The organism is Curtobacterium sp. PhB170 (genome assembly GCF_003752345.1).
Taxonomy (GTDB): Bacteria; Actinomycetota; Actinomycetes; order Actinomycetales; family Microbacteriaceae; genus Curtobacterium.
The window spans coordinates 162,079-175,910 of sequence record NZ_RJUM01000009.1 but is presented as its reverse complement, the minus strand read 5'-3'; the positions used below and the strand labels follow the sequence as shown (position 1 = coordinate 175,910).

Annotated in this window: 11 protein-coding genes and 1 pseudogene; 6 read left to right on the top strand and 6 right to left on the bottom strand. The window is 71.1% G+C overall.

The features are described from left to right. The first annotated feature begins 81 nt into the window (after window positions 1–81). The gene (locus EDF40_RS04980) at window positions 82–888 is read left to right on the top strand and encodes a glycoside hydrolase family 16 protein (protein ID WP_123338899.1); all 807 of its coding nucleotides are present in this window, start codon (window positions 82–84) and stop codon (window positions 886–888) included. A 112-nt stretch (window positions 889–1,000) separates the two neighbouring features. Next, a complete protein-coding gene (locus tag EDF40_RS04975; protein WP_123338900.1) occupies window positions 1,001–1,441 on the top strand; it encodes a BLUF domain-containing protein in 441 nt (146 codons plus the stop codon). Between the two features lie 15 nt (window positions 1,442–1,456). On the opposite strand, the gene EDF40_RS04970 is transcribed toward EDF40_RS04975, so the two are convergent. Then, entirely contained in the window at window positions 1,457–3,124 is a 1,668-nt protein-coding gene (locus tag EDF40_RS04970; protein WP_123338901.1) for an HAD family acid phosphatase, read from the bottom strand. Window positions 3,125–3,253: 129 nt separating this feature from the next. Between EDF40_RS04970 and EDF40_RS04965 the strand changes: the two genes are divergently transcribed. The 4 genes from EDF40_RS04965 to EDF40_RS04950 all read left to right on the top strand — a co-directional run bounded on the left by EDF40_RS04965 (window position 3,254) and on the right by EDF40_RS04950 (window position 8,016). Continuing rightward, window positions 3,254–4,249, top strand: a complete 996-nt coding sequence (locus EDF40_RS04965; RefSeq protein ID WP_123338902.1) for a Gfo/Idh/MocA family protein — start codon at window positions 3,254–3,256, stop codon at window positions 4,247–4,249. 73 nt (window positions 4,250–4,322) lie between these two features. Continuing rightward, entirely contained in the window at window positions 4,323–5,831 is a 1,509-nt protein-coding gene (dacB, locus tag EDF40_RS19120; RefSeq protein WP_185002779.1) for a D-alanyl-D-alanine carboxypeptidase/D-alanyl-D-alanine-endopeptidase, read from the top strand. 23 nt (window positions 5,832–5,854) lie between these two features. Further along, window positions 5,855–6,475, top strand: a complete 621-nt coding sequence (locus tag EDF40_RS04955; RefSeq protein WP_111084202.1) for an isochorismatase family protein — start codon at window positions 5,855–5,857, stop codon at window positions 6,473–6,475. Between the two features lie 74 nt (window positions 6,476–6,549). Further along, on the top strand, window positions 6,550–8,016 hold the full coding sequence (locus tag EDF40_RS04950) for an NAD-dependent succinate-semialdehyde dehydrogenase (RefSeq protein ID WP_123339061.1): 1,467 nt from the start codon (window positions 6,550–6,552) through the stop codon (window positions 8,014–8,016). A gap of 19 nt (window positions 8,017–8,035) precedes the next feature. On the opposite strand, the gene EDF40_RS04945 is transcribed toward EDF40_RS04950, so the two are convergent. From EDF40_RS04945 to ribD, 5 genes and pseudogenes are all read right to left on the bottom strand, one after another. Beyond that, window positions 8,036–9,889: an ABC transporter ATP-binding protein gene (locus tag EDF40_RS04945; protein ID WP_123338903.1), complete on the bottom strand. Its 1,854-nt coding sequence runs from the start codon at window positions 9,887–9,889 to the stop codon at window positions 8,036–8,038. Window positions 9,890–9,896: 7 nt separating this feature from the next. Next, entirely contained in the window at window positions 9,897–10,112 is a 216-nt protein-coding gene (locus EDF40_RS04940) for a helix-turn-helix domain-containing protein (RefSeq protein ID WP_123292166.1), read from the bottom strand. A gap of 245 nt (window positions 10,113–10,357) precedes the next feature. Continuing rightward, entirely contained in the window at window positions 10,358–11,737 is a 1,380-nt protein-coding gene (locus tag EDF40_RS04935) for an MFS transporter (protein ID WP_123338904.1), read from the bottom strand. A 188-nt stretch (window positions 11,738–11,925) separates the two neighbouring features. Next, window positions 11,926–12,573: pseudogene (ribA, locus tag EDF40_RS04930) on the bottom strand (GTP cyclohydrolase II); the annotation flags it as partial. A 29-nt stretch (window positions 12,574–12,602) separates the two neighbouring features. Continuing rightward, window positions 12,603–13,727 (bottom strand): bifunctional diaminohydroxyphosphoribosylaminopyrimidine deaminase/5-amino-6-(5-phosphoribosylamino)uracil reductase RibD, encoded by a 1,125-nt coding sequence (gene ribD / locus EDF40_RS04925; protein ID WP_260212604.1) that lies wholly within the window; start codon window positions 13,725–13,727, stop codon window positions 12,603–12,605. Window positions 13,728–13,832: the final 105 nt, after the last annotated feature.

The following is a 13,832-nucleotide window of genomic DNA, read 5'->3' as shown; positions in this document are numbered from 1 at the left end:
GCGTGACGACGTCGCGGGGGTCCCTGCGACGCAAGAACCACATCGCCCAGCCTCCTCCGGCGGACGATCGATGGAGGCACCGTGCTCACCCGTGTGACGATGATCGTCCTCGTGGGTGCGGCGGCAGCGGCACTCGCCGTGAGCGCCGCCGCAGTTCCCGAATCCAGCCGCTCGTCGGCAGCCGCTGCGTCCCAGGGGCAGCAGGCGAACGCGACGCCACTGCGGGCGGACGGCCCCGCCGTCCGACCCGACCCGACGATCGGCCGGGTGCCGACCTTCTCGGTCGACTTCGACACACCGGCGGCGGCGGATGGGCCGTTCGCTGCGACGTACGCGCAGTCGTGGCAGCCGTACCCTGACGGCACTGGTGGACGGTACTGGTCGGGTTCGCAGATCAGCGCGCACGACGGGTACATGGACGTCGCCCTGGACGGCGAGCACGGTGCGGCTGGCACCTTCGGCACCCCGGAGGATGCCTGGTCCCACGTGGGCGGGACGTTCAGCATCCGAGCGCGCGCGATCGGCGGCGCCGACAACGGCGTCGCGGTCATGCTGTGGCCGACGTCGGACGACTGGGCCGACGGCGAGGTCAACTTCCCCGAGGGCAACTTCGACGGCACGCCCCGTGTGTTCCACCACTCGATGGTGCCCGGGCACGAGAAGGGGTTCGACCACTACAACACCCACGTGTCCTGGAGCTCGTGGCACACCTACACGACGGAGTGGATCCCGGGGCGAGCGGTCAACTACTACCTCGACGGGGAGCTGGTGTACACGGTCGCCCGGAACGTCCCGGCGTCCCCGCACCGCTACATGTTCCAGGTCGGCAACTGGGGCGACCCTGGCCACCTCGAGATCGACTGGGTCCGCACGTACGATCCGCGGTGACGGGTGCGGACAACCGCACGTTCTCCCCGTTCTGGGGATTCCCGGGGGCGACGTCCATCGGCCACCATCAGAACCGAACCCGCTCCGCGCGTCGAAAGGTCGTCAGGTCGTCATGCTGCTGTCCCTCCTCTACATGAGTGCCGCTGACGAGCCCTTCGACCAGGAACGCCTGGACGCGCTGCTCGAGCACGCGCGGTCCCGCAACGCCGCGTCCGGGCTGTCCGGTCTGCTCGTGTACAAGGACGGCCGCTTCATGCAGTTGTTGGAGGGTCCGGAGGACGCGGTGCTCGAGACCTACCAGCGCATCATCGACGACCCTCGTCACACCGATGTCGGCCTGCTCGTGGAGGAGCGCATCCACACGCCGCGGTTCGGCGAATGGACGATGGCGTTCGATCGCGACGCGGAGACGCCGCTGCCGGACGGGTTCGACGCGTTCCTGGTCGACGGCGACAGCAGTGCGGACACGAGCAAGGCCCGCGCCCTGCTGCGGTGGTTCCGCAACCACCCGCTGGCGGCGCCGGACGCGGCGCTCGGCAAGCACCGCCGCTGAGGGCGAGCGCCGGCCTCAGGGCAGGTAGTACGTCGGGTTCGGCAGCTTGACGCTGCGGTCCGCCGAGCCCCCGAGCAGGTCGCTGTACTGGTCACCGAAGTTCGCGACCACGTCGTACCGGCCGCCCGATCGTGACTCGATGTGCGCCCGGGTCTGCGACTTGTACTCGACGGTGGTGCACTTCGCCGTGGCGCAGGTGATGTACGACGGCTGCTGCGACGCCCCGACCCCGGTCCACTTCGTGTAGTACGTCTCGGTGCCGCGCTCCGTCGCAGAGAACTGCGGGTAGCCGACGCGCTGCAGGTTGTCGATGGTGGCGGTCTCCTGATCGGCGTTCCGGCCGGTCAGCCCGATGATCGTGCAGCCGGAACGCTGTGCGATCGACACGAGCGAGGTCATCGACGGGGTCGCGGGGAACCGTTCGTCCTGCACCCACTCGTCCTGCCGTGCGGGGTCGAAGACGAAGTGCATGTCCGCGACCTCCATGTCGTACGTCCAGAGCGTGGTGTCGTCGGCGTCGAGCACGATCGCGGGGTTGCGGTGCAGCTTGCGGCCGACGGCGCACTGGGCGGCGACGACGGGGGCCTGCCGCCGGACGAGTGACCGCATCTCGCGGATGTACGGGGAGTCGGTGCGGTTCGCCAGGCCTGTGCCGGGGTCGCCGTAGTACGTGGCGATGGTCTTCTTGACGGAGTCGATGTTCGGGATGCCCTCACCGGACTGCGTCGCACCGGAGGAGCCGTCGGCCGCCATGGTGAACTGCGTCCGTGGGGACAGCCGGGGCTCGGAGACGCCGGGCAGGTCGGCCGAGGGGAGGTAGTAGGTGGGATTCGGCAGCTTGAGGGACCGGTCGGCGTACCCGCCTTGTAGGTCGCTCCACTGGTCGCCGATGTTCAGCGTGATGTCGTAGCCGAGGTCCTGCTCGATGTGCTTGCGGGTCAGGGCCTTGTACTCGACGGTCGTGCAGCTCGCGGCGGCGCAGGTCACGTACGACGGCTGCTGCGAGGCGCCCTTGCCGGTCCACTTCGTGAAGAAGCGGTCCTCGGTGAAGGCGGTGTAGCCGACCTTCGACAGGTTCTGCACGGTCGCGGTCTTCTGGTCGTCGTTCCGGCCGGTCAGTCCGAACACGGTGAAGCCCATCGCGGCGGCGCGGTTGACGAAGCCGACCATGGACGGGGTGGCGGCGAAGCGCTCGTCCTGCACCCACTCGTCCTGCCGTGCGGGGTCGAACACGAAGTGCATGTCCGCGACCTCCATGTCGTACGTCCACAGGGTGGTGTCGTCGGCGTCGAGGACGATCGCGGGCCGCTCGCCGTGCCGGACGGCACGGTCGTGGATGCGCTGCAGCGACGCTCCCTGGCGGGCGACGATCGATCGCATCTCGCGGATGTAGGGGGAGTCGGTCCGGTTCGCCAGGCCCGTGCCGGGGTCGCCGTAGTAGGTGGCGATGGTCTTCTTGACGGAGTCGATGTTGGGGATGCCCTCGCCGCCCTGCGTCGCACCGGACGTGCCGTCGGCAGCCATCGTGAAGTGCGTCCGCGGCGTCAGGCCGGCGTGGGCCGAGTGCCCCGGTCCGTGTCCTGGGTCGCCCCACCCGTGTGCACTGGCCGGACCGCCGACGAGGGTGGACGTGAGGACGATCGCCGCGCTGGTGGCGACGACGGAGAGGACGGAACGGCGCATGGAGGACCTGCACACCTTCGACTCGGGGAGGAGTGACCCCCAGATGGGGGATCTCGCAGCACGTTAGCTGGCAATCACCCGTGGAGTCCATACCAAAGTGCTGCGGCCAGTCCTGGTAGAAATGGCCGCATGACGGTTCGCTGGGGAGTCATCGGCACGGGCGGCATCGCCCGGTCCTTCGTGGGCGACTGCGTCGCCGCGGGCATCGAGTTCACGGCGGTCGGCAGCCGTACCCGCGACGGTGCCGAGGCGTTCGCGGCGGAGTTCGGCATCCCACGGGCGCACGGCTCCTACGAGGACCTCGTCGCCGACGACACGGTCGACGCCGTGTACGTCGCGACCCCGCACGTCCGGCACGCCGAGGACGCCCTGCTCGCGATCCGCGCCGGCAAGCACGTCCTCGTCGAGAAGGCCTTCACGATGACGGCGGCCGAGGCGCGGACCGTGGTCGATGCCGCCCGTCGAGCGGGCGTCGCGGTGACCGAGGCGATGTGGACCCGGTTCCTGCCGCAGATGGCGATGATCCGCGAGGTCCTGGCCGAGGGGCGCATCGGCCGGCCGGTGCTCGTCGAGGCGACGCACCACCAGGCCCTGCCCACCGACCCGTCGCACCGGCTGCGCGATCCCGCCCTGGGCGGTGGAGCCCTGCTGGACCTGGGCGTGTACCCGGTGTCCTTCGCCGTCGACGTGCTGGGCGTGCCCACCTCGCTCGTCGCGGCCGGCACGCTGAGCGAGCAGGGCGTCGACACGCAGATGGGCATCGTCCTGACGCACGAGGGCGGTGCGCAGTCGGTGATCCACTTCGGGATGGACGTGCGCAGCCCGAACACGGCCTCGGTCATCGGCGAATCGGGGCGCATCGACGTCGACTCGACCTGGTACACCCCGACAACGTGGCGGATCCGGGACCGCGACGGTGTCGTGGTCGAGGAGTTCGACGCGCGTGAGGAGCTGGCCGGCTACGGCCACGAGGCGCGCGCGTTCGAGGCGATGGTCACGTCCGGCGTGCACGAGGGCGGTCCGATGGACGCCGAACAGTCGGTCGCGATCATGGCCGTCATGGACGAGGCCCGCCGCCAGGTCGGCGTGCACTACCCGGCGGACGACCCCTCCACAGCGCCCTGATCCGGGTCGCGTCGTCCACATCGGCACGATCCGGCCTGGAGGCTCCTGCCGCAGTTCCGTAGGATCGGTCGCGATGTCCGAGCAGCAGCCCACCCCGCCTTCCGTACCGGAGCGTCTCCGCGCCGCCGTCGCCGCCGTGCGCGCCTCCGCCGTGCGCCGCCCGGTGCCCTGGATCGCCGGTGGGCTCGCAGCCCTGCTCGTGGTCGGTTCGGGCGGGGCCGTCGCGGTCGCCGCGGCGATGACACCGGACACGGGCACGACGGCCGCGCGGGAGACCACGTCGACCGCGACCGCGACGCCGAGCCGGTCGACCGCCACCACGAGGCGACCGACGAGCACGCCGACACCGACCCCGGACGCCCGCGCCGTGCCGAAGGACCCGGCGGGCCCGTCCGCCCTGCGCACCTGCTCGATCGCCGGTGCGGCGTCGGCGAGCGGTCTCGGCGCGTTCGAGGGGTACGTCATGGACGCGAAGACCGGCGAGGTCCTGTTCTCGAAGGACGGCGACAAGGCTGCCCAGACCGGCAGCGTCATGAAGACCCTGACGACGGCGACGGCGCTCGCGGTGCTCGGCGGCGACCACCGCATCCCGACCACGGTCACGCAGGAGTCCGGCGGGACCATCGCGCTGGTCGGGCACGGCGACGCCACCCTGTCGGCCGGCAACGGCACGGTCTACCCGGGGGCCCCGACGCTCGCGCAGCTCGCCCAGCAGGTCAAGGCGAAGGTCGGCGACACCCCCGTCACCACCATCGTCACCGACGACACGTACTGGAGCGACGCCGACGCGTGGGACCCCACGTGGCCGGTGTCCGAGCGCACCATCGGGTACCAGCCGAAGGTGACGGCGCTCATGGTCGACGGTGACCGGGCGAACCCGGCCGCGGCGACCTCGCCCCGGTCCGAGGACCCGGTCGGCCGTGCGGGCACCGCGTTCCGGACGGCACTGGCGAACGCCGGGGTCGCCGGGGTGGGGTCGGCACAGATCGTCAAGCGCGCCACGACAAGCACGAACACCATCGCGACGGTGTCCTCGCAGCCGGTGTCGACGCTGATCGGGCAGATGATCCCGAACTCGGACAACACCCTCGCCGAGATGCTCGCCCGGGTGTCGTCGAAGGAGTCCGGCTCGAACGGGTCGGCGGCGTCGCTGACCTCGGTGTACCGGTCGGCGCTCGGTTCCTACGGCGTCGACCCGGCCGGCGTCGTCATCAAGGACGGCTCGGGCGAGAGCGCCGCCAACGCGGTGTCGCCGAACTTCGTCGCCCACCTCATGGTGCAGGTCGCCGCCGGTGCGAAGGGCCTCGGCACCCTAGCCAACGCCCTGCCCGTGTCCGGCCAGTCCGGCACCCTCGCCAGCCGCTTCACCGGCGCGAACGCCGTCGCCCGCGGCAAGGTGCACGCGAAGACCGGGTGGATCGACAGCGCGAACACCCTCGGCGGGTACATCGACGCCGCGGACGGCTCACGCCTGACCTTCGCGTTCTACGCCATCGGGTCCTCGCGTGCGGCCGCGCTGCCGGCCCTCGACGCGGTGACCGCGGCGGCCTACTCGTGCGGGAGCAAGCTCACCGACTCCTGAGTCACCGGGTGTTGGATGGGCCCATGGCACGGGCTCTCCTCATCGTCGACGTCCAGAACGACTTCACCGAGGGCGGTGCGCTCGGTGTCACCGGGGGCGCGGCCCTCGCGGAACGGATCAGCGCGTTCCTCGGCCGGCACGCCGAGGAGTACGACCTGATCGTCGGCTCCCGCGACTGGCACCACGGCGACGACGACAACGGCGGACACTTCGCCGGACCCGAGGGCCCCGACTTCGTCGACACGTGGCCCGTGCACTGCGTGGCCGGCACACCGGGCGCCGAGTACCACCCGGAGCTCGACACCGAGCCGATCGACGTCGACGTCTTCAAGGGCCAGGGCACGCCGGACTACTCGGCGTTCCAGGCACGGACCGAGGCGGGCGTGCCGTTGCCGGAGATCCTGACCGAGCACCGGGTGCACTCCGTCGACATCGTCGGCATCGCCACCGACCACTGCGTCCGGGCCTCGGCCCTCGACGCCCGTGCTGCCGGCATCGACGTCGCGGTCTACGAGGACCTGGTGGCCGGCGTCGACGACGAGCGCAGCGCCCGCGCGCTCGACGACATCCGAGCGGCCGGCGGGCACGTCGACCGCAGCGACATGGACGAGGGGCTCGCGAACCCCGGAGGAGCACAGCTGTGACCGAGACCAACACCGACACCAGCACCGAGACCGACACCGGCAAGAGCGGCACGGCCGGCGACCTCACCGCGACCGTGGGCGACGACCACGTCACCGTGCACGGCGTCCCGACCGGCCTGTTCATCGGCGGGTCCTGGCGCCCGTCGGCGAGCGGCGCGACGTTCGCCGTCCGCGACCCCTCGACCGGCGACGTGTTGGCCGAGGTCGCCGACGCCACCCCCGAGGACGGCATCGCCGCGCTCGACGCCGCGGTCGCCGCGCAGCAGGAGTGGGCGGCCACCGCACCGCGCCAGCGCTCCGACTTGCTGCGCCGTGCGTTCGACCTGGTCCGCGCGCACGAGGACGACCTGGCTGCCCTGATGACGCTCGAGATGGGCAAGCCCCTGGCCGAGGCCCGCGGCGAGGTGGTCTACGGCGGCGAGTTCCTCCGCTGGTTCTCGGAGGAGGCCGTCCGCATCGGCGGCGCCCGCACCAACCCCGAGGGCACCGGACGCGCGATCGTCCTGAAGCGTCCGGTCGGCCCGGTGTACGCGATCACCCCGTGGAACTTCCCCCTCGCCATGGCGACCCGCAAGATCGGCCCCGCACTGGCGGCCGGCTGCACGGTCGTCGTGAAGCCGGCGGACCTCACGCCGCTGACCACGCTGTTCCTGGTCGAGCTGTTCCGCCGTGCCGGGCTGCCGGACGGCGTGCTCAACGTGGTGCCGTCCCTCGACGCCAAGGGGCTGTCCGAGCCGATCATCGCCGACCGCCGCCTCCGCAAGCTCACCTTCACCGGGTCGACGCCGGTCGGGTCCGCGCTCCTCAAGCAGGCGGCGGACAACGTGCTCAAGACGAGCATGGAGCTCGGCGGCAACGCCCCCTTGCTGGTGTTCGACGACGCCGACCTCGACGCCGCCGTCACCGCTGCGATGCTCGCGAAGTTCCGGAACGTCGGCGAGGCCTGCACGGCCGCCAACCGGTTCTTCGTGCAGGAGGGCATCGCCGACGCGTTCGTGGCAGCCCTCACCGCGAAGGTCGACGCGCTCCGCATCGGCCGGGGCACCGAGGACGGCACGACGATGGGTCCGCTCATCGACGACCGTGCGGTGGACAAGGCCGCCGGACTCGTCGACGATGCGGTCACCCGCGGCGCACGGCTCGTCACCGGCGGACACCGCGTCGAGCGGCCCGGCACCTACTACTCGCCCACGGTGCTCGACGACGTCCAGCCGGGGTCGGAGATCCTGACGACCGAGATCTTCGGACCGGTCGTGTCGATCACCCGCTTCGCGACCGAGGACGAGGGCATCCGGCTCGCCAACGACACCGAGTTCGGGCTCATCGCCTACGCGTTCACGACGGACTTCCCGCGCGGGCAGCGGCTCGCCGAACGCCTGGAGACCGGGATGCTCGGGCTGAACACCGGCGTCGTGTCGAACGCAGCGTTCCCGTTCGGCGGGGTGAAGTCGTCCGGCCTCGGCCGCGAGGGTTCGCACGAGGGCATCGAGGAGTACCTCGAGACCGTGTACGTGCTCACCCCGGACCCGTTCGCCGCCTGAACGGGCCCCACGGCGGGGCTCAGACCAGCAGCTGGTGCTTCGCCAGGTCGCGGTAGAGCGGCGTCGACTCGACGAGCTCGGAGTGCGTGCCGGCGCCGACGACCCGGCCGTGCTCGAGCACGACGATGATGTCGGAGTCGACCACGGTGGACAGCCGGTGCGCGATGACGAGCAGGGTGCGGTCCTCAGCGACGGCATCGATCGCCAGCCGCATCTTCTGCTCGTTCACGCCGTCGAGCGACGACGTCGACTCGTCGAGCAGCAGGATCGGGGGAGCGGCGAGCAGGGCGCGGGCGATGGCCAGCCGTTGACGCTCTCCGCCCGAGAGCATCACGCCGTCCTCGCCGACCTGGGCGTCGAGCCCACGCGGGTCGCGGTGCAGCACCTCGCCGAGGTTGACCGCCTCGAGCACGCGCACGCAGTCGTCCTCGGTCGCCTCCGGCGAACCGAGCAGCAGGTTCGCGCGGATGGTGCCAGCGAGTACCGGTGCGTCCTGCTCGACGTAGCCGATCTGGGCGCGGAGCTCCTGGCGGTCCATGCCCCGGACGTCGATGCCACCGAGCCGGATGACGCCCTCGGTCGGGTCGTAGAACCGCTCGATCAGGGCGAGGGTCGTCGACTTGCCAGCACCCGACGGACCCACGAGTGCGACCCGCGAGCCGCGGGGAACACGGAACGACACGTCGTGGAGCACCACGTCGTCGGCCGGACGCTCGTCGGCGAGGCGATCCGGGCCTCCCGGTCGATCCACCGCGCCGGACGCGACGGCGCCGTCCGGACCGGAGGCATCCGCTGCAGCCGCGTACCGGAACGTGACGTGCTCGAACGTGATGGCGTCGTCGGAGGCGACCGCGGCGGCGGGGCGCGCAGCTGCGTCGTCCTGCGCCTCGGTCGGCAGGTGCAGGATCTCCTCGATCCGGCCGAGCGCCCCGAGCGCCTGGGCGACCGCGACAGCGGCGCCCATCGCCTGGCCGAGCGGCATGATCATCATGAAGAGCAGCAGGATGAACGTGATGAGCGTGGCGATGGTGATGGTGCCCGCGGCGACCTGGGCCCCGCCGACGCCGAGCACGGCGATGAACGCCACCTGCATGACGATGCTCGCGACCGGCACGACGAACGCGGACATCTTCGCGATGTCGAGGCCGCGCTGGTAGGCCTCGGTCGCGTGTCCGTCGACCTCGTGCACCTCGCGCTCGGTGGCACCGGCCGCGCGGATGGTGCGGACGGCGCCGATGCCGCGCTCGACGGCCGCGGTCAGGTCGCCGACCTTCTCCTGCGCACGCTTCGACGCGACCCGGATGCGCCGGCTCAGTCCGCCGACGACCACGATCGCGACCAGGACGATGACGACCACGATCACGAGCAGCAGCGGGTCGATGATCGCCATCGCGATGATCGCGCCGATGAACGTGAGGGCGCCGCCGATCGACTCGATCAGGCCCTGGGTCAGGACGGCGCGCAGGAGCGTGGTGTCGCTGCCGACGCGGGACACCAGGTCGCCGGTGCGACGGGTGTCGAACTCCGAGATCGGCAGGTTGAGGATGCGGGCGATGAGCTTGCGGCGCGTGGAGAGCACGACGCCCTCGCCCGCACGCTGCAGCAGGAAGTGCTGCACACCGTTCAGGACGCCGGCGACGAGGACGAGTCCGACGAGCAGCCAGACGAGCGTGCTGAGCGTGTTGCCCTGCTGCACCGCCGTGACGACCTGGTTGACGAGCAGCGGCTGCGCGAGCGACGCCCCGGCGCCGAGGATGCTCAGCACGATGATGACGACCATCGCCGGCTTGTTCTCGAACAGGTAGGACAACAGGCGGCCGAAGGTGGCGCGGGGGCCGTCGGTCTTCTTGGGGCGCGCGAAGGGGAGACTCATCGTGTTCCTAGTTTCTGCCGTACTTCTTGTGCACTGCCTGTCGGCTGACACCGAGCAGGGTCGCGATCTCCTGCCACGACGCCCCGGCGTTCCGGGCGGCACGCGCAGCGAGCTCTTCGGTCCGGTCGAGTTCACGGCGGAGCTCGCGCACGTTGGCGAGGGCGGAGAACGGGTCGTCCCCGGAGGCTCCGGCCGCGAGGCTCGTGATGGTCGGTCGGTCCATGGGTGTCAACCTACATTGACGCGCCGACAACTGTCAACCTGAGTTGACGGACAGGGTCGGTGTGTCGGCATCGGAAACGCCGGCGGCTTCGTTCGACGCCTCCGAGTTCGCGAGACGCCGCCGCATTCGGCGGCGTCTCGCCGACACGACGGCGTCTTGCGCCGGGAAGTGGTCGTGCGCGCACGACGGACGGGAGGCCCGGTGCCAGCTGGCACCGGGCCTCCCGTCCATCAGGTGGTCGCGTTTCAGGCGTCGGTGAAGTCCTTGCTCTTCGTCTCGCGGACGAAGAGCAGCGCGACGAGCGTCACGACGGCGGCGATCGTCAGGTACAGCCCGACCAGGAAGATGTTGCCGTCGGCCTGCCACAGCGCCAGGGCGATCGTCGGTGCGAGCGAGGCACCGAGGATCGACGCGACGTTGTACGCGATCGCCGAGCCGGTGTACCGGACGTTCGTCGGGAACAGCTCCGGCAGCAGCGCACCCATCGGCCCGAAGGTCAGCCCCATCAGGGACAGGCCGACGATCAGGAACGTCACCACCGTGATCGGACCCTGCGACGCCGCGAACCAGAACTGGAACGTCAGACCGAACAGCGCGATGCCGATCGTGGTCGGGATGAGGGTCTTCCGGCGCCCGAACTTGTCGGCCAGGATGCCGGCGATCGGGGTGAAGATGCCGAAGAACACGACGCCGATCATGAGCAGCGTCAGGAACTCACCGCGGCTGTAGCCGAGGCCGACCTTCGGGACGAGCGGACCGGCCTCGGCACCGGTGGTGCCGTACGACAGCGTGAACGTGGTCATGAAGTAGAAGAGGACGTACGTCGCGACCATGCCGAACGTGCCGACGATGAGCGCCTTCCACGAGGTGCGGAACACCCGGCCCAGCGGGACCTTCGCGACCGTGCCGGACTCCTGCACGCCGCGGAACACCGGCGACTCGACGAGCTTGAAGCGCACGTAGAGCCCGACGATGACCAGGACCGAGGAGAGCAGGAACGGGATGCGCCAGCCCCACGCCTGGAAGTCGGCGTTCGGGGTGCCGTCGGCACCGGCGGGCATCGCGGCGTTGATCGCGATGAACAGGCCGTTCGCGAGCAGGAAGCCGATCGGTGCGCCGAGCTGCGGCATCGAGCCGAAGACGCCGCGCTTGCCCTTGGGGGCGTTCTCGGTGGCGAGCAGTGCCGCACCGGACCACTCGCCGCCGAGGCCGACGCCCTGGGCGAAGCGCATCACGGCGAGCAGGACCGGTGCCCACACGCCGATGGTGCTGAACGTCGGCAGGCAGCCGATCAGGAACGTCGCGGTGCCCATGACGAGCAGCGACGCGACGAGGGTGGTCTTGCGGCCCACCCGGTCACCGAAGTGCCCGAAGATGATCGACCCGATCGGCCGCGCGAAGAAGGCGAGGGCGAACGTCACGAACGACGACAGCTGCGATGCCGTGGGGTCCTCGTTCGGGAAGAACAGCGTCGGGAAGACGAGCACCGCGGCCGTCGCGTAGACGTAGAAGTCGTAGAACTCGATCGAGGTGCCGACGAGGCTGGCGATGACGACGCGCGAGCGCGGGTTGCCTGCTGGTGCCGGAGCTGAGGTCGGGGTTGCTGGTGCCGGTGCGGCGGTCATGGGTGTCGTGTGGTCTTCCGTGGTGCGCACTCCTGGTAGGGAGCACGGATACCCGAAACGGCGGACACCGATCGGTTCGCGCAGGGTGGCGCGGGCACCGATCGGGTGCGTTCGGTTGGTGGGGGACCGCTTGTGACGGAAGACAACATCGTACGACAGATGTCGCCCACCTGCGAATCAGCCCAGAGTCAGCTGGCGGCTCCTGCGCCGGCGCCCGCCCCGGCGCCGGCCTCGAGGTGGGCGGGCAACTGGTGCCCCATCCGGTCGCGCTTGGTGTCGAGGTAGCCGGCGTTCTGCGCCGAGACACCGACCACCAGCGGCACGAGCGACTCGACGGTGATGCCGTGCTCCTCGAGCTGGCGACGCTTCTCGGGGTTGTTCGAGAGCAGTCGCACGCGGGTGATCCCGAGTTCGGCGAGGATGCCCGCGGCGCCGCCGTACGCACGGGAGTCGGCCGGCAGCCCGAGCGCCAGGTTGGCGTCGAGCGTGTCGAGGCCGTCCTCCTGCAGGCGGTAGGCCTTGAGCTTGTTGATGAGCCCGATGCCGCGTCCTTCCTGCCCGCGCAGGTAGACCACCACCCCGCCCTCGGCAGCGATGGTGTCGAGCGCGGCGTCGAGCTGGGGCCCGCACTCGCACTTCAGCGAGCCGAACGCCTCGCCGGTCAGACACTCGGAGTGCACGCGGACCAGGGCGCCGTCGGACGGGGCGGACCCGTCGGGCAGCGCGCCGATGATCGCGACGTGCTCCGCGCCGGTCACGAGGTCGCGGTAGGCGCGCATCTGGAACGTGCCGTGGGTGGTGGGGACGTTCGTCGACACCTCGAACTGGACGGGGCTGCCCGGGGTGGAGGAGGTCAGCGCGTCGGTCATGGGGTGCTCCGGTCGTTCGTGGGCCCGTCGTCTCCGAACCCGGGTGCTGCGTCGTGCTGCTGCGGTGTCTGCTGCTGCGCTGTCTGTGGTGGCGCTGTCTGTGGTGGCGCTGCCTGCGGCTGCGCTGTCGCGCTGCGTTGCGGTCGGGCTCGGACCAGCAGGTCAGGGCCCAGGCTGGTGGTCGATAGTACGTCCAACCGCCGACGCCCGGACATGCTTCCCACCCCGAGGTCGTCGAGGGCGACCCGGGGTCCGCCGAGCAGGATCGGGGCGACGTACACGAGGTACTCGTCGACGAGCCCGGCGGCGATGAGCGCGGACGCGACGGCGGGGCCGCCCTCGACGAACACCGAGTGCACGCCGTGCCCACGCAGGGCGGCGAGCGACGCGGCGAGGTCGTGCCCCGGCAGCGTCACGAGCCCACGGGGGTGTCGACGGACCGCGGCGTCGTCGGGGACGGCGCGGTCACCGAGCACGACCGCGAGCGGCTGGTCGGCGAGGAGTTCGCCCGCGTCACCCCGAGCGGTCAGGCTCGGGTCGTCGGCGAGCACGGTGCCGGTGCCGACCAGGATCGCATCGTGCGCGGCGCGCTGCTCGTGGACGTGCTGTCGGGCTGCGGCGCCGGTGATCCACTTGCTCGTGCCGTCGGCCGCTGCGGCGCGGCCGTCCAGGCTCGAGGCCCACTTCACGGTCACCCACGGGCGTCCGAGGCGGACCGAGAGGAGCCACCGTTCGAGGAACGCCTCAGCCTCGTCGGCGAGCACACCGGACACGACGTCGACCCCGGCGGCGCGGAGTCGGTCGGCACCGCCGTGCACGTCCGCGCCCGGATCGTCGATCGCGTACACGACACGGGCGACCCCGGCCTCGATCAGGGCGACGGCGCAGGGGCCGGTGCGGCCGGTGTGGTTGCAGGGCTCGAGGGTGACGACGGCCGTCGCGCCGCGGAGGTGTGCCGGATCGACCTTCGCCATCGCGTCGACCTCGGCGTGTGGGCTTCCGGCGCCCTTGTGCCATCCCTCGGCGAGGACGTCGCCGGCGGGGGAGAGGATCACGGCGCCGACCCGTGCGTGGTCGCCCACGACGGGCCCGAGGGCCGCGAGTTCGAGCCCGCGGCGCATCGCCCGGACCTCGGTGGGTCGTGCCGTGTCGCTCACGGATCGAGCCTACCGGCGGTGGATCGGTGACACGTCATCGTCGGGAACGCGGCGTCATGCGGGACCGGG